This is a genomic window from Salinilacihabitans rarus, from assembly GCF_024296665.1.
GTDB lineage: Archaea > Halobacteriota > Halobacteria > Halobacteriales > Natrialbaceae > Salinilacihabitans > Salinilacihabitans rarus.
In genome coordinates this window covers 2,455,720-2,471,244 of the sequence record NZ_CP100762.1, presented here as the reverse complement: position 1 = coordinate 2,471,244, position 15,525 = coordinate 2,455,720, and the positions used below count along the sequence as shown (strand labels likewise).

Below are 15,525 nucleotides of genomic sequence, written 5' to 3'. Positions count from 1 at the left end.
ACGGTAGAATTTGTGATCTAGGAATGCTCGATCAATCGATAGTACGACACGCGAAACACACGAATGGGACGGGTGAAACGCCATGAGTCGCTGGCGCTACCTCCTGCGCCGCCTCCTGCTGGCGATTCCGGTCGTTTTGATCGGGATTACGATTACGTTTATCATCGTTCGCATGGGGCCGATCGACCCCGTCGCCGCGATCCTCGGCGAGCAGTCGGGGCCGGCCCAGCGGGTGCAGATCGAACGGCGACTCGGACTCCACCGGCCGCTCTGGGAGCAGTACCTCGACTTCGTCGTCAGTCTCCTCACGTTCGACCTCGGCCAGTCGTGGGTCATCCAGCCGGGCCGGGACGTCTACAGCCTGCTCGGCACCTACGCCCCCCGGACGCTCTGGCTCGGGTTCTGGGCGGTGACGATTCCGATCTTCGTCGGCATCCCGCTTGGCTTCTACGCCGGGCTCAACCCGAACACCTGGGGGGACTACCTCGCCTCGTTCGGCGGCATCATCTGGCGGGCGATGCCGAACTTCTGGCTTGCGATCATGCTGCTTGCGGTCCTCCGGCAGTCCGAGAAGTTCTTCTTCGGGATCGACTGGTACACGATCGGGCCCGACATCAGCAGCATCGTCGGCCAGCCGCCGCTGGACTTCATCGGCATCACCGGGTGGGCGACGATCGGGGTCCTCAGCATCCCGACCGGCCTGCACTTCTCGGCGACGACGCTCGCCGCCTCGATCAAGCAGATCGCGCCGGCGGCGATCGTCCTCGGGTCGGCGCTGATGGGTAACGAACTCCGGATCAGCCGGACGGCCGTCCTCGAGACGATCAACTCGAACTACGTCGAGACCGCGAAGGCCAAGGGCGTCTCCAACCGGGTGATCGTCTGGAAGCACGTGTTCCGCAACGCGCTGGTCCCGCTCGTGCCGATCATCACCAACGAGGCGTTCGTCCTCATCGGCGGGTCGGTCATCGTCGAGGTGATCTTCGGCATCAACGGCATCGGCTACCTGTTCTTTCAGGCGGCGATCCAGGGTGACCTCCCGATGGTCGGCTCGCTGATGTTCGTCTTCATCCTGCTGATCGTCTCGATCAACATCCTGCAGGACATCTTGTACACGATTCTGGATCCGCGCGTGGGGTACGAACGATGAGTACGAACGAATTCGACGAGAGAACGCTTCGGGAACGTATCGCCGAGAACCCGAAGCCGGCGCTGCTCTGGCTCCTCGGGGCACTGGTGCTGGTCGCCCTCGAGTTCGGCCGGGCCGCCGCCGGCTTCCTCCGGGTCGCAGGAGCGACCCGGTACGGGATCGAAACGACCGCGACGCTGCCGAGTCAGGTGCAGGCGTCGCTCGCGGAGTCGGCCGGCTCCGTCGTCGGGTGGGTCGGCTTCCTCGTGACGGCGCTGCTGTTGCTCGCGTTGGTGGCGATCGTCGTCAAGTGGCTGTTCGTCCCGATCTCGCTCGTCGACCGACTCGGGATCGAAGCGAGCACCGGCGTCGAGGACGTCCTCGAACGCGCGCTGGTGACGGTCCTGCTCGGCGTCCTCGTCGCGTTGGTCGTCGCGACGCCGCTCGGCGGCGTCGTCGACGCCGTCATCGCCCGGCTCGCGGCCGGGCTGGAGGCGGCGAGCGACCTGCCGACGCTGACCAGCCGCCAGACGATCCCCAACGAGGGGTACCGGGCGGTCGACGGCGGCTGGGAGGGCACCGCGTTCGGGCTCTCGCCGGCGTGGGCGTGGGCGCTTCGCGTGGCGGTCATCTACGCCTACGCGTTCGTCTGGCTCGGCTGGCTCTGGAAGGGCTACGAGATCTTCCGGGAACACTACCGCGAGGCCGACTGGACGCCCCGCGACGACAGCATCAATCGCCTGCGCAACCACTACTGGGGGGTGTTCGGACTCCTCGTCGTCTTCATGTTCGTCGTGATGGCGCTGTGGGCCCAGCCGCTGAGCCCGTACACGGCGGAGGCGAACATCTACAGCCCGTACGAACACGAGTTCACCCACCTCGACGGCGACGACTACCAGACGCTCACCCACGGCGAGGCCAACATCATGACCCGCTCGCAGGGTGGCGACAGTAACGTCGGCATGCTGAGCTACGACCAGTACGATCGGTACCATCCGTTCGGGACGAATCAGGACGGGAAGGACCTGTTCACGTTCGTCGCCTACGGCGCGCGCGTCTCACTCGTCATCGGGGTGTTAGCGACGGCACTGATGGCGTTCGCGGCGACCGCGCTCGCGCTGATCACCGCCTACTACAAGGGGCTGGTCGACCTCGTGACAGTCGTCACCGCCGACTCGGTGATCTCGTTGCCACGGTTCCTGCTGGTCCTGTTGCTCTCGGTGGTCTTCAAGGAGGCGAACCATCCGATCGCGACGATATACGACGGGGGGATACTCTTGGCACTGATATTCGCGGCGACGGGCTGGCCGCTGCTCTGGCGTGCGGTCCGCGGCCCGGCGCTACAGATCGCTGGACAGGAGTGGGTCGACGCCGCGCGGAGCTACGGTCAAAGCCCCGTGGCGACGATGCAAAAGCACATGTCGCCGTACATCGCCGGCTACATGCTCGTCTACGCGTCGCTGTCGCTCGGCGGCGTCATCATCGGCGTCGCGGCCCTCTCGTTCCTCGGCCTCGGCGTCGAGGCGCCGACCCCCGAGTGGGGGCGCGCGGTCTACGAGGGGCGGTCGTACGTCTCGACGGCCTCCTGGCACATCTCCACGCTGCCGGGGATCCTCGTCGTGCTGGTCGTGACGGGGTTCAACGCGCTGGGTGACGGCATCCGCGACGCGATCGACCCCGAGAGCGAGGGCGGTAGCGAGGCCGCTGGTGGCGCCGCCGCCACCGGGGGTGGTGGCTGATGGCCGCCGAAGCCGCCCGCGAGGAGGCCGTCGGCCGGAACGAGCCGCTGTTGTCGGTTCGCAACCTCCGGACGGCGTTCTTCACGGACAAGGAGACGATCCGGGCCGTCGACGGCGTCAACTTCGAGATCGACGTCGGCGAGACCGTCGGCATCGTCGGCGAGAGCGGGTCGGGCAAGAGCGTCACCGCCCGCTCGATCATGGGGCTGGTCGAGTCCCCCGGCCGGGTGCTCGACGGCAGCAGCGTCCGGTTTCGCCACCTCGAGACGGTCAGGCAGTTCGCCGCCGACTACCCCGGCCGGACCGTCGACCTGACGGACCTCCGGGAGTCGTACGACCCCTCGGACCTGTTCGACGACCCCGAGGTCGACGCGTCGGTCGAGGAGTTCGCCGAGGCGGGCGAGTCGCCGCCGTCGCGCGACGAGATCACCGTCAAGGACGTCATCGACGCCGGCTACGGCGAGCGCCTCGGACTGGTCGACGAGGACGACTTCGTCTTCGTCGAGGAGTACGGCCGCGACGGCGGCGAGCGCGTCCCCGTCAGCGGCTACGTCGAGGTGACCCGAACCAGCGGGAAGCCGCTGCGTCGCCTCCGCGGGGGGAACATCGCGATGGTGTTCCAGGACCCGCTGACGAGCCTCAACCCGGTCTACACGGTCGGGAACCAGATCAAAGAGGCGCTGAAGCTCCACCAGGGGCTCACCGGCAGCGACGCCACCCAGGAGGCCGTCGAGTTGCTCGAAGCCGTCGGCATCCCCGACGCCCGGCGCCGCCTCAAGGAGTACCCCCACCAGTTCTCCGGCGGGATGCGCCAGCGCGCGGTGATCGCGATGGCGCTCGCCTGTGACCCCGAGTTGCTCATCTGCGACGAGCCGACGACCGCGCTGGACGTGACGATTCAGGCGCAGATCCTCGAGTTGCTCGCGGAACTGCAGGCGGAACGGGATCTCTCGATCATGTTCATCACCCACGACATGGGCGTCATCGCCGAGGTGTCCGACCGCGTCAACGTCATGTACGCCGGCGAAGTGGTCGAGACCGCCGACGTCGAGACGCTGTTCGGCGAGCCGGCACACCCCTACACGCGGGGACTGCTCGAATCGATCCCCGGCCACCAGGTCGGGCGCGAACGGCTGTCGACGATCGAGGGCGACGTGCCGACGCCGAACGAGCCGGCGACCCACTGCCGGTTCGCGCCGCGGTGTCCGGAACAGTTCGAGGAGTGTCTGCACGTCCACCCCGAACCGGTCCCGGTGCGAACCGGCGAGGACGAGCACGTGGCGGCGTGTCTCCTCTACCCCGAGGACGAAGGGAAAGTCGAGCGGATCGAACACCACGACCGCATCGGCGGCGACGGGGGTGAGCGCCGATGAGCGGCGAGGTAACCGGCTCGGAGGCCGTCGCCCCCGATCGCGACGAGGAACTGGGCGAGACGCTGGTCGAGGTCCGCGACCTCAAGACCTACTACGAGGGCGACGGGCTGTTCGGCGGCAAGCCGGTGAAAGCCGTCGACGGCGTCAACTTCGACATCCGCCGCGGTGAGACCCTCGGGCTCGTCGGCGAGTCCGGCTGCGGGAAGACGACCCTCGGGCGGACGCTCATCCAGCTCGAACAGGCGACCGAGGGCGAGGTGCTGTTCGACGGCACCGACGTGACGACCCTCAGCGGGGCCGAACTGAAGAAGTGGCGGCGAAACTCCCAGATGGTCTTCCAGGACCCCCAGTCCAGCCTCAACGACCGGATGACCGTCGGGGAGATCGTCCGCGAGCCGCTCGACGTCCACGAGTGGAAGACCCCGCGCGAGCGCCGCCAGCGCGTGCGCGAACTGCTCGAGACGGTCGGCCTCCAGCGCGAGCACTACTACCGCTACCCCCACCAGTTCTCCGGGGGCCAGCGCCAGCGCGTCGGCATCGCGCGGGCGCTCGCGCTCGAACCGGATTTCGTCGTCCTCGACGAGCCGACGAGCGCGCTCGACGTCTCCGTCCAGGCGAAGGTGCTCAACCTGCTTGAGGACCTCCAGGACGAGTTCGGCCTCACGTACCTGTTCATCGCCCACGACCTGAGCGTCGTCCGGCACATCTGCGACCGGGTGGCCGTGATGTACCTCGGGAACGTCCTCGAGATCGGACCGACCGAGGAGCTCTTCCAGAACCCGGCCAACCCCTACACCCACGCGCTGCTGTCGGCGATCCCCGACCCGGACCCCACGGCCGATCACGACCGGATCATCCTCCACGGGACGCCGCCGAGCCCGCGCGACCCGCCCTCCGGGTGTCCGTTCAGCACCCGCTGTCCGGCCAAGATCAAACCCGAAGGGTACGAGGGGATAGACGACGAACTCTGGGAGGCGCTGATCCTCCTGCGGGTCGTCCTCGAAGAACGCGAGCGCGCCGAGTTGACGGTCCTCGAACGGATCAAGGAGTGGCGCGGGAAGGACACCCGCTTCGAGAACGTCGAGGCCGTCCGCGGGGAGCTGTTCGGCGACCTCGACGTCCCGTCGGAGATCGATCGCCACCTCGAGGAGGTGTTCGAGGCGATGGAGGTCGGCGAGGACGAGCGGGCGCTGGAGTACCTCAACGCCGAGTTCGACAGCGTCTGTGACGTCGAGACGCCCGACCACCACCACGTCAGCGAGTCCGGGCGGACCAGTTTCTGTCACCGCCACCTCCCCGAGTACGAGTCGCCCGAACGGGAACTGTCCCGGAGCGACTGAACGGATGCGGACGACGGGTCGGCTGCGGACGGCTGCCGCGGTCGCGGTCGACGCGGTCGTCTACGGCGCCGTCGTGACCGCCCTCGTGTTCGTCGGATCGACGCTCGCCAGCTTCGCGTCCGGCGGCGACTGGGTCACCGTCAAGGCGGTGCTGTTCGTCGTCGGGACGCTCGTCCTCGGGTACGGGACCGCGCGCCTGTGGCTGGCCGCGCCCTACTGGCAGGACGACGCCGAGGAGACCGGCTCGTTGACGGGGTCGGCAGCGATCCCGAAACGGGGCGGGACCCGGTTCCAGCGGTTCGTCGAGCGCGTGCCGCCGCGTCGGTGGGTCGACCTCACCCCGCGGGAGGCGGTCTCGCCGGCGTCGAAGCTCCTCGTCGCCGGCCTGATGATCATGGCCGTCTCCTTCGTCATGGAGGCGGCCTTCGGCATCGGGGCCTGAGCCGCGAGCCGGACGAACAAGCGTTATGAGTCGCCGGCCGCTTGGTGGGAGTATGACCGACATCGGCCCCGACGATGCACCCGACGAACGCACCGACTCCCGCGGGCCGGGGGAACTCGGCTCGCCCGCGATCAAGACCGCGTGGCAGCAGACCCTCGAGGACATGCGTGCCCTCGAAGCGCAACGCGAGGAGGAGGGGTGGGAGGTCGTCTCGCTCGTCGCGGGCGACACCGCCCCGACGACCCCCTCGACCAGCCGGGACGACAGCTTCGGACTCGTGTTCGTCGTCCCGGGCAGCGACGCCGAGGCGTTCGCCGAGGCCTTCGAGCGCGGGACCTTCCCGCGGTACGAGGTCTACCGCAACACCGCAGATCGACACGTCTTCCTCGTCGTCGAGTACCTCGACCCCGAGGAGGAGCTTGCGGTCCTCGTCGCGGGCGCGTACTCCCTCGAACGGGCGGAGGACATGGCCAAGATCGCACAGCGAGAGGAGGAGATGTACACGCACGTCCGAAAGCTCGACGGGACGGTGGTGGGCTCGTTCCGCCACGAGAAGTACGCGAAGTTCGTCCCCGACGCGGGGGAGTTCTCCAGGTGAAGCGACCGGACTCAACGCCAGGCCGGGAGCGTCGGCGCGTCCTCGGCGGCCATCGAGAGCCACGCGCCGTCCGCGGAGATGTCGGCGATGACGTACTGGGCGGTCGTGCCGTCGGAATCGATCGCCGAAACGACCGTCTCGCTCCGGGTCGGCGCGCGCTGACTGTGTTCGACCACCATGATAGAGATTCACAACCGGCGACGTATAAAACCGTCGAATTGAGGGCCGGTCCGGTGGCTCCGTCGAGCAGTCCGAATCGGACTCGAAGGCGCCTGCACGCGAAACACTGGGTTTATACGCATTTTCGCCGTACCGACGTGACATGAACGTAGCCGACGCCATGACGTCTCGCGCGGACGTGGTGACCGTTGAGTTGCCGGGGACGCGAAACGACGTTCTCGAGTACCTCCAGGAGCGGTCGTTTTCCTCGGTGCCGGTCGTCACGGAGACCGACGACGGCCCCGAGTACCGGGGGCTAGTCTCCCGGGAGTCGCTGATCGAACAGCCCGACGAGGACCAGCTCGTCATGCTGATCGAGGACGTCCCGACGACCACGGCGGAGGCGAGCCTCGAAGAGGTCGCCCGCGTGATGGTCGAGGAGGGTGCCCGCCGGGTCCCCGTCGTCGACGGGGAGTTCGAGGGGATCGTCACGGTGACCGACGTGATCCACGCGATCGCCGCCGGCGACCAGGAGACCGACGGCGTCGTCGAGACCTACGCCTGCACCGACGTGAACGCGACCTACGAGGGGGCGCCGCTGCCGGTCGCCGAGCGCGAACTCCACTACGCGAACGTCCCCTACACGATCGCCCTCGACGACGACGGCCGGATGAGCGGCATCCTCACCGAGGTCGACATCATCGACGTCGCGCGCATCGTCGAGGGCGAGGAGGAGACGGGGAACAACTTCCCCGATCAGGACGCAGACTGGTCCTGGGAGGGCATCAAGGCCGTCGGGAGCCGGTACCTGCCGACCCGCGACATCGAGATCCCCACCGGACCCGTCCGGGAGTTCATGAGCGACGACGTGGTGACGGTCTCGACCCGGAAGTCGATTCAGGACGCCGCCCAGCAGATGATCAGCAACGACATCGAGCAGATCCCGATGGTCACCGGCGAGCGACTGGTGGGCATCGTCTGCGACGTCGACCTGCTGGAGGCGCTCTATGAGTGAGGAGCGAACGAGCGAGAAACTGGTCGAACTCGCCAAGCGACGGGGCTACTTCTTCCCGGCGTCGAACGCCTACGGCGGCGTCGGCGGCTTCTACACGTTCGGCCCGCAGGGGGCGTCGCTGAAGGGCAACCTCGAGGACGCCTGGCGCGAGCGCTTCGCCGTCGCGGAGGGCAACATGGAGATCGACGCGCCGACGGTCATGCCCGAACCCGTCTTCGAGGCGTCGGGCCACCTCGAGACGTTCGACGACATGCTCGTCGAGTGTCCGGAGTGTGGCGAGAGCCACCGCGCGGACCACGTCGTCGAGGACGCGACCGACATCGAGGACGCCGAGAGCCTCCCGATCCCGGAGGTCGAGGAGGTCATCGCCGAGTACGAGATCGGCTGTCCGACCTGCGGCGCCGGCCTCGCCGAGCAGGCCGTCGAGTCGTTCAACCTCATGTTCGCGACGAACATCGGCCCCGGCGACGCCGACCCCGGCTACCTCCGGCCCGAGACGGCCCAGGGCATCTTCGTCGAGTTCCCCCGCCTGAAGGAGTACGCCCGCAACCAGTTGCCGTTCGGCGTCACGCAGATCGGCCGGGCCTACCGCAACGAGATCAGCCCCCGGCGGTCGATCGTCCGCACGCGGGAGTTCACGCAGGCCGAACTCGAACAGTTCGTCGACCCCGAGGGCGAGGGTCCCGACCTCTCGTCCGTCGAGGACGTCCCGGTGACGCTCTACCCGGCGACCGAGCAGGTCGCAGACGACGGGAGCGAGGTCGAGACGACGATCGGCGACGCCGTCGCAGACGGCGTGATCGCCGACCCGTGGATCGCGTACTTCCTCGGCGTCGCCCGCGAGTGGTACGCGGCCGTCGGCGTCGACATGGATCGGTTCCGGTTCCGCCAGCACCTCGCCGGCGAGCGCTCCCACTACGCGAGCGACTGCTGGGACGCAGAGAGCGAGGTCGACGGCAACTGGATCGAGATCGCCGGCTTCGCCCACCGCGGCGACTACGACCTCTCGAAACACGACGAGTACTCCGACGAGCGGTTCACGATCTTCAGACAGTACGACGAACCCAAGACCGTCGAGCGCGCGACCGTCGACCCCGACATGAGCTATCTGGGGCCGGAGTTCGGCGCCGACGCGGGCGCGATCGTCGAGGAACTCGAGAAACTGGCCGGGCGCGACCGGACCGCCTTCGAGGGCGAGACGGTCGCGGTCGACCTCGACGGCGAGACCCACGAGGTCCCGACCGAGAAGGTCGGCTTCTCGGTCGACGAGGAGACGATCGCCGGCGAGCACGTCGTCCCGCACGTGATCGAGCCCTCCTTCGGCGTCGACCGACTGCTGTACACGGTCCTCCACCACGCCTACCGCGAGGACGAGGTCGACGGCGAGGAGCGGACCCACCTCGCGCTCGAACCGGAGGTCGCGCCCACCTTCGTCGGTGTCTTCCCGCTGCAAAGCGACGACGACCTCGAAGCCGAGGCCCGCGCCATCGCCGCCGACCTGCGCGCGGCCGGGCTGTCGGTCACCTACGACGACTCGGGCAACATCGGCCGGCGCTACCGCCGACAGGACGAGGTCGGCACCCCGTTCTGCGTCACGGTCGACTACGAGAGCCTCGACGACCGCGCCGTCACCGTCCGCGAGCGCGACTCGACGGTCCAGAAGCGCCTGCCGATCGACGACCTGCCGGAGACGCTGGCGGCGCTTCGATCGGGCGACCTGACCTTCGAGGACGTCGACGGGGCGTGACCCGATCGACGTACTGAAGGTCACGTCTTTCGAGGGGAGAGGTGATGGCCGACGAACTGAAGCGACGGCTGGTCCACGCGAGCGGTTCCGGACTGGTCGCGCTCTGGCTGCTCGCCGACGCCCTCGGGTGGCCGCTCACCTGGGCCCGGTTTCGCGTCCTGATGCTCGCGCTCGCGCTCGGGGCGATCGGCCTCGAGTTCCTGCGGCTTCGCGTCGGACTCGACTGGTGGATCTACGAGAAGTTGACCCGCGAGTACGAGCAAGATCAGTTCGCCGGCTACGGCTACTACATGGTCAGCATGACGGCCGTCGTCCTCGCGTTCCCGGCGTCGATCGCCCTCCCGTCGATGCTGATGCTGGCGATCGGCGACCCGATCAGCGGCGCGGTATCGGACGACAGCCTCAAGACCGTCAAGGGTCCGACGGTGCTCGTCACGATGTTCGTCGTCAGCGCCGCCCTCGCGGCGCCGTTTCTCTCCGAGTCCCCGCTCGCCGTCCTCGCGGCCGCCCTCGGCGCGACGATCGCCGACGGCGTGAAAGTCACGATCCGGGGGTTCGTCGTCGACGACAACCTGACGATCCCGATCTACGCGAGCGCGCTGGCGTGGCTCGCGGTCGAGTTCGCGCCGGTCTGAACGGGCCCGACGCGGGACCACTTTCACCGCGGTACGGGAACCCTTATTCGCGACGGGAGTGAACGACCGCCAATGGCAGCGACGGACGAGGGGAGCCAGCCGACGATCGAACACCCGCTGCTGGAACCCGACCTCCTCGAACGGCGGCTCTACCAGCTGAAACTCGCCGGTACCGCGGCGAACGACCACACGCTCGTCTGCCTGCCGACCGGCCTCGGCAAGACGACGGTGAGCCTGCTCGTGACGGCCCGCCGCCTCGACGAGGTCGGCGGCAAGTCGCTGATGCTCGCGCCGACGAAACCCCTCGTGTCGCAACACGCCGACTTCTACCGGGAGGCGCTGCGGATTCCGGACGAGGAGATCGTCGTCTTCACGGGCGACGTCAGCCCCGACGACCGCGCCGCCCTCTGGGAGGACGCCCGGATCGTGATGGCGACCCCGCAGGTGATCGAGAACGACCTCGTCGGGGGTCGGATCTCGCTTTCGGACGTCACCCACCTCACCTTCGACGAGTGCCACCGCGCGACCGGCGACTACGCGTACAACTACATCGCCGAGCGCTACCACGAGGACGCCCGCGACCCGCTCGTGACGGGCATGTCGGCCTCGCCGGGCGGCGACGAGGAGGCGATCCTCGAAGTCTGCGAGAACCTCGGCATCCGCGAGGTGGAGGTGATGACCGAGGAGGACGCCGACGTCGCGGAGTTCACCCACGACACCGACGTCGAGTGGGAGCGCATCGAACTTCCCGAGGAGGTCCTCGAGATCCGCGACGCGCTAAACGAGGTGATCCGGGACCGACTGGAGAAGCTGAAGGAGCTGGGGGTGGCGAAGTCGACCCAGCCCGACCAGTCACAGACGGACCTCAACCGGATGCGCGCGGAGTTGCAGACGCTCATCAACAACGACCAGTCGGAGGGGTACAAGGGGATGTCCGTCCACGCGGAGGTGATGAAGCTCCGGCAGGCGGTCACGCTCGTCGAGACCCAGAGCGTCGAAGCCGTCCGGCGGTACTTCGAGCGCCAGCGCAACCAGGCGCGCACCTCGGGGGCGTCGAAGGCGAGCCAACGGCTCGTGAGCGATCCCCGGGTCCGCGAGGCGATGCGCAAGGCGGAGAGCTTCGACGAACTCCACCCGAAGTACCGCAAGACCCGCATGCTACTCGCCGAGACCCTCGGTCTGGAGGGCGGCGAGCGCGTCATCGTCTTCACCGAGTCCCGCGACACGGCGGAGGCGCTTACGGACTTCCTCTCCGAGAGCTTCGACGCCGAGCGGTTCGTCGGGCAGGGCGACCGCGAAGGGTCGGACGGAATGACCCAGACCCAGCAACAGGCGGTCCTCGACCGGTTCCGCGCCGGCGAGTTCGAGGTGCTCGTCTCCACCTCCGTCGCCGAGGAGGGACTGGACGTGCCGGAGGTCGACCTCGTGCTCTTCTACGAACCCGTGCCGACGGCGATCCGGTCGATCCAGCGCAAGGGCCGGACGGGCCGGCAGTCGGAGGGCCGGGTCGTCGTCCTGATGGCCGAGGACACCCGCGACGAGGCCTACTTCTGGATCTCCCGCCGGCGCGAGAAGGAGATGGAGTCGGAACTGCGCGACCTGAAGGGGATGGCCGACGACCTGGAGGAGGAACTCGACGACGCCCAGCGGTCGCTCGACGCGTTCGAGAGCGGAGCGAAAGTGAACGCCGGGGGCGGCGAATCGAAGGAAGGCAACGGGACGTCCAGTGGAAGCGGGGGGGTTCGAAGCCGGCCCGGACTCGACGACTTCGCGGGCGACGCCGACGGGGCGGAAGCCGAGGACGTCGAGACCCACGACCCGCACGCGGAGGGCGACGCGGTCGAAATCGTCGCCGACCAGCGGGAGATGGACGCCAACATCGCCCGCGACCTCTCGCGGCGCGACGGGATCGAGATCCGACTCGAGACGCTCGACGTGGGCGACTACGTCTGCTCGGACCGCGTCGTCGTCGAGCGCAAGTCCGTCGCGGACTTCGTCGACTCGCTCGTCGGCGGCGAGCGGTCGGTGTTCGAGCAGGTGGGCGCGATGGCGCGGGGCTACTCCCGGCCCGTCGTGATCGTCGAAGGCGAAGGGCTGTACGAGCAACGCGACGTCCACCCGAACGCCGTCCGCGGCGCCCTGTCGAGCCTCGCGGTCGACTTCGGCGCGAGCGTGCTCAGAACGGAAAGCGAGGAGGACACGACGGAACTGCTCGCGGTGATCGCCCGCCGGGAGCAGGAGACCGCCGACCGCGAGGTGTCGGTCCACGGCGAGAAGGGCGCGAAGACGCTGGGCGAACAACAGGAGTACGTCGTCTCCTCGATCGCCGAGATCGGTCCCGTCACCGCCCGCTCGCTGCTCGACGAGTTCGGCAGCGTCGAGGCGGTGATGACCGCGAGCGAGGGGGAACTACAGGACGCCGACGGCGTCGGGACGGTGACCGCCGAGCGGATCCGCGAGGTCGTCGGGAGTGAATACACGGGGACGAAGTGAGACCCCGCGGACGAACCCCTCACGGTGGTCCCCCCGGGACGGGGCCGCGGGCCGGCGGGACGTCCCCATCCCGTTCGGGCCTTCGGAGGGACCGGGTCGTGTCGCCCCGGAAGACGTTCTCGGTCCGGAGAATCGGAGCGCGGAAATAGCCGTTTACCCCATCGACGACCGGCGTCCGTCGGTGACCGCGCTCGGAACCGGACGGGGCCGACGCCGACGCGGGCCGGTCGTCCGTTTCAGCGCCGACGACTGCTTCGGCGTGGTATCAGGCGTGGAGTCGTACTCGACAGCTGTAACAACGTGACGTAACTATCCGCCGACTGAACAGGCTACTTACCGTGACGGTGCCGCCGGAACGTAACTACTGACATCCGGTCGGACAATAGACGACCAAATCGGGAACGATCTGCGGTCGTTAAGTATGCTAGCACGCAACAAATTCGTGCCCAAGGGGGTGGGCACGAAAGCATGAAATACGACCAGCTTGGCGAATCACGCCGATCCGTCCTGAAGAAGGGCGCGCTCGCGTCGGGCGCGCTCGCACTCGGCACGGGCGCCGGGGCGGGGGCAGCGGCCGCACAGGGGGAGCGAGTGTTGGTGTTCTCGCCTAACTTTTACCCCGGCGAGAGCCTCGACGTGATGGCGCAACTGCCGAAACCGATAACCGTGCGCGTCCTGCAGACGGTCGACGAGGAGACGGTTCCGGAGATCGACAGCCCGGACGATTACGCCGGCCACGTCATCCGGTACGACAACGGCGGCGGCGACGCGGAAGGGGTGACGGCGTTCCTCTTCACACGCGAGAACAAACTCGACGACGGCGATTCGGAGACGCTGAGCGATAGCGCCTCGATGTTCAGTCCGCAGTTGAACCTCGTGCGCACGTCGTTCGACTGAGTGTCGCGACGGCTCCCGCCTTCTCGGCGGGGCCGTTCACGGTGTCTCGGGCCCGGAAACGCTTCGAGTCTCGTCCGTGATTCCCGTGGGAGCGGATCGTGAGGGAGTCGTCTCCCCGGTGGGCGTGATAGCCTGACCGTCCCGATCCGGGATCGACCCGCGTCAGCCCCGCAGCGCCGCCAGCGCCTCGCTCGCCTCGCGGGCAGCCTCCAGACACTCCAGCGCGTACCGGGGGTCGTCGGTCTCGGCCGCCTCGCGGGCGAAGCGTTCGAGCGCGGCCACGAGCGCGTCGCGGCCGGCTTCGAGGTCGCCGGAGACCGCCGGACTCGACGCCGCGGGGCGGTCGCGACCGCGGCGGTCCGTCCCGCGACGGTCCGCGCTCGACTCGCTGGCGCGGGCGGTGCGGTCGCCGGACTCGGCGGCGTCGGCGGCGCCCGGGGACGCGTCTGCCGGGTCGGAAGCGGCGGTCGCGACCTCGATTTCGGAGGGCGAGTCGGCCCCGCCCGGACCGGTCGCGTCGGTCGGTTCCGGCTTCGTCGACGCGTCGGCGGCCTCGGTCTCGCCTTCGGCGTCGGGTCGGTCCGCTTCGGCGCCGGCCGCCTCGGGTTCCCGTTCGAGATCCGGACCCTCGACGCCCGCGGGGCCCCCGTGACAGGTCGGACAGAAGGTGACGCCGTCCTGTCGGAAGAGCGGGTCGCCGCAGGTGCCACAGTGGGTGTTGGTCATCGTCGCGCCCTTGAGCAGGAGGTCGCTCATCCGCCGGGTGGCCTCCCGGTCGGCCTCGTCGCGCTCGTACTTCTCCCGGAGTTTCTCGCGCTCGGCTTCCTTGTCGAAGTCGCTCATATGCGTTTACAGGTTCCCGGACGTCGAAAAACCTGCGACCCGACGCGGTTCACTCGATCCGGCGGTACATCCCCTTCGAGGCCGGCCGGGTCTCCTCGAAGCCGAAGCGCTCGTAGAAGCCGTCGACGTCGGCCACGAGGTTCACGTAGGCGCCTTCCGGGGCCGTCGCCGCGAGGTAGTCGTCGATGGCGATCATGATCCGCGTCCCGAGGCCGCGGCCCTGGTGGTCCGGGTGGACGGCCATGTCACAGACGTGGTAGACGGTGCCGCCGTCGCCGACGATCCGGCCCATCCCGACCACCTCGTCGGTCGGTTCGTGGACCGCGACGACGCCGAACAGCGAGTTGGGGAGGCCGCGTTCGATCCCCTCGGGGGAGCGAGGCGTCATGCCGGCCGCCTCGCGCAACGCGGCGAACGTCTCGGCGTCGGGGAGTTCCTCCCGGATCGCGTACGCGTCGGACGGGGTCGGTTCGTCGCCCATGCGGGGCGACGGGGACGGCACGGAGAAAGCGGTGACGATCGAACGCGGGTCTACCGTTCGACGGCCGCCTCGACCGCATCGACGGCCGCTTCGGGGGTCTCGACGGCCTCGACGCCCGCGATCTCGTGGGTTTCGAGGCCGACGACGGGCAGGTCGTAGATCAGCGCGAACCCGATCTCGGTGAGGGTGCCGGGACCGCCCGAGAGGGCGATCACGGCGTCGCCGTTCAGCGGCACGAGCGCGTTCCGGGCGTGGCCGAGGCCGGTCGCGATCGGAACGTCGACGTACTCGTTTGCGTCCGACGGGCGAGCAGTCGGGAGGATGCCGATCGTCTCGCCGCCCTCCGCCGTCGCGCCCCGACAGACCGCCTCCATCGTCCCGCCGCGGCCGCCGCAGACGACGACGTGGCCGCGCCGGCCCAGTTCGCGGCCGACGGCCGCGGCTCGCTCCGCCGCCTCGTCCGGGATCGATCCGCCGCCGATGACGCTGACGCGCATACTCGATCGAGCGTGCGCGAGCGCCATGACGGGTTCGGTCGCCCCGCGGGCGGGTCGAACGCGTTCGAGCGTTTCGACGATCGTCGACCCGAGTGTCGTCAAAACGTGCGGGAACGCAGGTTTCGACGGATTTAACG

General features: G+C 68.6%; 15 protein-coding genes. 11 read left to right on the top strand and 4 right to left on the bottom strand.

Annotated features, from left to right (window positions below):
* Positions 1-82 precede the first annotated feature (82 nt).
* The 6 genes from NKG98_RS12905 to NKG98_RS12880 are packed head-to-tail and all read left to right on the top strand — an operon-like array spanning position 83 to position 6,621.
* Positions 83-1,150, top strand: a complete 1,068-nt coding sequence (locus tag NKG98_RS12905; RefSeq protein ID WP_254766329.1) for an ABC transporter permease — start codon at positions 83-85, stop codon at positions 1,148-1,150.
* A complete protein-coding gene (locus NKG98_RS12900) occupies positions 1,147-2,868 on the top strand; it encodes an ABC transporter permease (protein ID WP_254766328.1) in 1,722 nt (573 codons plus the stop codon). Before NKG98_RS12905 ends, NKG98_RS12900 begins: the two co-directional genes overlap by 4 nt.
* Positions 2,868-4,241 carry an ABC transporter ATP-binding protein gene (locus NKG98_RS12895; RefSeq protein ID WP_254766327.1) on the top strand — a complete coding sequence of 458 codons (1,374 nt, stop codon included), beginning with the start codon at positions 2,868-2,870 and terminating at the stop codon, positions 4,239-4,241. Before NKG98_RS12900 ends, NKG98_RS12895 begins: the two co-directional genes overlap by 1 nt.
* The gene (locus NKG98_RS12890) at positions 4,238-5,581 is read left to right on the top strand and encodes an ABC transporter ATP-binding protein (RefSeq protein WP_254766326.1); all 1,344 of its coding nucleotides are present in this window, start codon (positions 4,238-4,240) and stop codon (positions 5,579-5,581) included. Before NKG98_RS12895 ends, NKG98_RS12890 begins: the two co-directional genes overlap by 4 nt.
* A 4-nt stretch (positions 5,582-5,585) precedes the next feature.
* Entirely contained in the window at positions 5,586-6,023 is a 438-nt protein-coding gene (locus NKG98_RS12885) for a DUF7555 family protein (RefSeq protein ID WP_254766325.1), read from the top strand.
* A gap of 52 nt (positions 6,024-6,075) precedes the next feature.
* Positions 6,076-6,621: a DUF7529 family protein gene (locus NKG98_RS12880; protein WP_254766324.1), complete on the top strand. Its 546-nt coding sequence runs from the start codon at positions 6,076-6,078 to the stop codon at positions 6,619-6,621.
* An 11-nt stretch (positions 6,622-6,632) separates the two neighbouring features.
* On the opposite strand, the gene NKG98_RS12875 is transcribed toward NKG98_RS12880, so the two are convergent.
* Positions 6,633-6,800 carry a DUF7556 family protein gene (locus NKG98_RS12875; protein ID WP_254766323.1) on the bottom strand — a complete coding sequence of 56 codons (168 nt, stop codon included), beginning with the start codon at positions 6,798-6,800 and terminating at the stop codon, positions 6,633-6,635.
* A 143-nt stretch (positions 6,801-6,943) separates the two neighbouring features.
* Here NKG98_RS12875 and NKG98_RS12870 point away from each other — a divergent pair, with 143 nt between their 5' ends.
* The 5 genes from NKG98_RS12870 to NKG98_RS12850 all read left to right on the top strand — a co-directional run bounded on the left by NKG98_RS12870 (position 6,944) and on the right by NKG98_RS12850 (position 13,567).
* Entirely contained in the window at positions 6,944-7,795 is an 852-nt protein-coding gene (locus NKG98_RS12870; RefSeq protein WP_254766322.1) for a CBS domain-containing protein, read from the top strand.
* On the top strand, positions 7,788-9,542 hold the full coding sequence (glyS, locus tag NKG98_RS12865) for a glycine--tRNA ligase (RefSeq protein WP_254766321.1): 1,755 nt from the start codon (positions 7,788-7,790) through the stop codon (positions 9,540-9,542). The genes NKG98_RS12870 and glyS overlap by 8 nt, the downstream gene beginning before the upstream one ends.
* Positions 9,543-9,586: 44 nt before the next feature.
* Positions 9,587-10,177, top strand: a complete 591-nt coding sequence (locus NKG98_RS12860) for a diacylglycerol/polyprenol kinase family protein (protein WP_254766320.1) — start codon at positions 9,587-9,589, stop codon at positions 10,175-10,177.
* Positions 10,178-10,249: 72 nt separating this feature from the next.
* Positions 10,250-12,670 carry a DEAD/DEAH box helicase gene (locus tag NKG98_RS12855; protein WP_254766319.1) on the top strand — a complete coding sequence of 807 codons (2,421 nt, stop codon included), beginning with the start codon at positions 10,250-10,252 and terminating at the stop codon, positions 12,668-12,670.
* Positions 12,671-13,138: 468 nt separating this feature from the next.
* Positions 13,139-13,567 carry a calcium-binding protein gene (locus NKG98_RS12850; RefSeq protein ID WP_254766318.1) on the top strand — a complete coding sequence of 143 codons (429 nt, stop codon included), beginning with the start codon at positions 13,139-13,141 and terminating at the stop codon, positions 13,565-13,567.
* A gap of 162 nt (positions 13,568-13,729) precedes the next feature.
* Here the strand turns inward: NKG98_RS12850 and NKG98_RS12845 are convergent, their stop codons facing one another.
* The 3 genes from NKG98_RS12845 to NKG98_RS12835 are packed head-to-tail and all read right to left on the bottom strand — an operon-like array spanning position 13,730 to position 15,388.
* Positions 13,730-14,410: an Sjogren's syndrome/scleroderma autoantigen 1 family protein gene (locus NKG98_RS12845; protein ID WP_254766317.1), complete on the bottom strand. Its 681-nt coding sequence runs from the start codon at positions 14,408-14,410 to the stop codon at positions 13,730-13,732.
* 49 nt (positions 14,411-14,459) lie between these two features.
* Positions 14,460-14,891: a GNAT family N-acetyltransferase gene (locus tag NKG98_RS12840; RefSeq protein ID WP_254766316.1), complete on the bottom strand. Its 432-nt coding sequence runs from the start codon at positions 14,889-14,891 to the stop codon at positions 14,460-14,462.
* A 50-nt stretch (positions 14,892-14,941) separates the two neighbouring features.
* A complete protein-coding gene (locus NKG98_RS12835; protein WP_254766315.1) occupies positions 14,942-15,388 on the bottom strand; it encodes a TIGR00725 family protein in 447 nt (148 codons plus the stop codon).
* Positions 15,389-15,525 lie beyond the last annotated feature (137 nt).

Excerpts from the sequence above, each read along its gene's own strand:
- NKG98_RS12880 (WP_254766324.1), top strand. The coding sequence starts at position 6,076 with ATGACCGACATCGGCCCCGACGATGCACCCGACGAACGCACCGACTCC.
- NKG98_RS12845 (WP_254766317.1), bottom strand. The coding sequence starts at position 14,410 with ATGAGCGACTTCGACAAGGAAGCCGAGCGCGAGAAACTCCGGGAGAAG.
- NKG98_RS12840 (WP_254766316.1), bottom strand. The coding sequence starts at position 14,891 with ATGGGCGACGAACCGACCCCGTCCGACGCGTACGCGATCCGGGAGGAA.
- NKG98_RS12860 (WP_254766320.1), top strand. The coding sequence starts at position 9,587 with ATGGCCGACGAACTGAAGCGACGGCTGGTCCACGCGAGCGGTTCCGGA.
- NKG98_RS12850 (WP_254766318.1), top strand. The coding sequence starts at position 13,139 with ATGAAATACGACCAGCTTGGCGAATCACGCCGATCCGTCCTGAAGAAG.
- NKG98_RS12890 (WP_254766326.1), top strand. The coding sequence starts at position 4,238 with ATGAGCGGCGAGGTAACCGGCTCGGAGGCCGTCGCCCCCGATCGCGAC.
- NKG98_RS12900 (WP_254766328.1), top strand. The coding sequence starts at position 1,147 with ATGAGTACGAACGAATTCGACGAGAGAACGCTTCGGGAACGTATCGCC.
- NKG98_RS12855 (WP_254766319.1), top strand. The coding sequence starts at position 10,250 with ATGGCAGCGACGGACGAGGGGAGCCAGCCGACGATCGAACACCCGCTG.
- NKG98_RS12835 (WP_254766315.1), bottom strand. The coding sequence starts at position 15,388 with ATGCGCGTCAGCGTCATCGGCGGCGGATCGATCCCGGACGAGGCGGCG.
- NKG98_RS12895 (WP_254766327.1), top strand. The coding sequence starts at position 2,868 with ATGGCCGCCGAAGCCGCCCGCGAGGAGGCCGTCGGCCGGAACGAGCCG.
- glyS (WP_254766321.1), top strand. The coding sequence starts at position 7,788 with ATGAGTGAGGAGCGAACGAGCGAGAAACTGGTCGAACTCGCCAAGCGA.
- NKG98_RS12870 (WP_254766322.1), top strand. The coding sequence starts at position 6,944 with ATGAACGTAGCCGACGCCATGACGTCTCGCGCGGACGTGGTGACCGTT.
- NKG98_RS12875 (WP_254766323.1), bottom strand. The coding sequence starts at position 6,800 with ATGGTGGTCGAACACAGTCAGCGCGCGCCGACCCGGAGCGAGACGGTC.
- NKG98_RS12885 (WP_254766325.1), top strand. The coding sequence starts at position 5,586 with ATGCGGACGACGGGTCGGCTGCGGACGGCTGCCGCGGTCGCGGTCGAC.
- NKG98_RS12905 (WP_254766329.1), top strand. The coding sequence starts at position 83 with ATGAGTCGCTGGCGCTACCTCCTGCGCCGCCTCCTGCTGGCGATTCCG.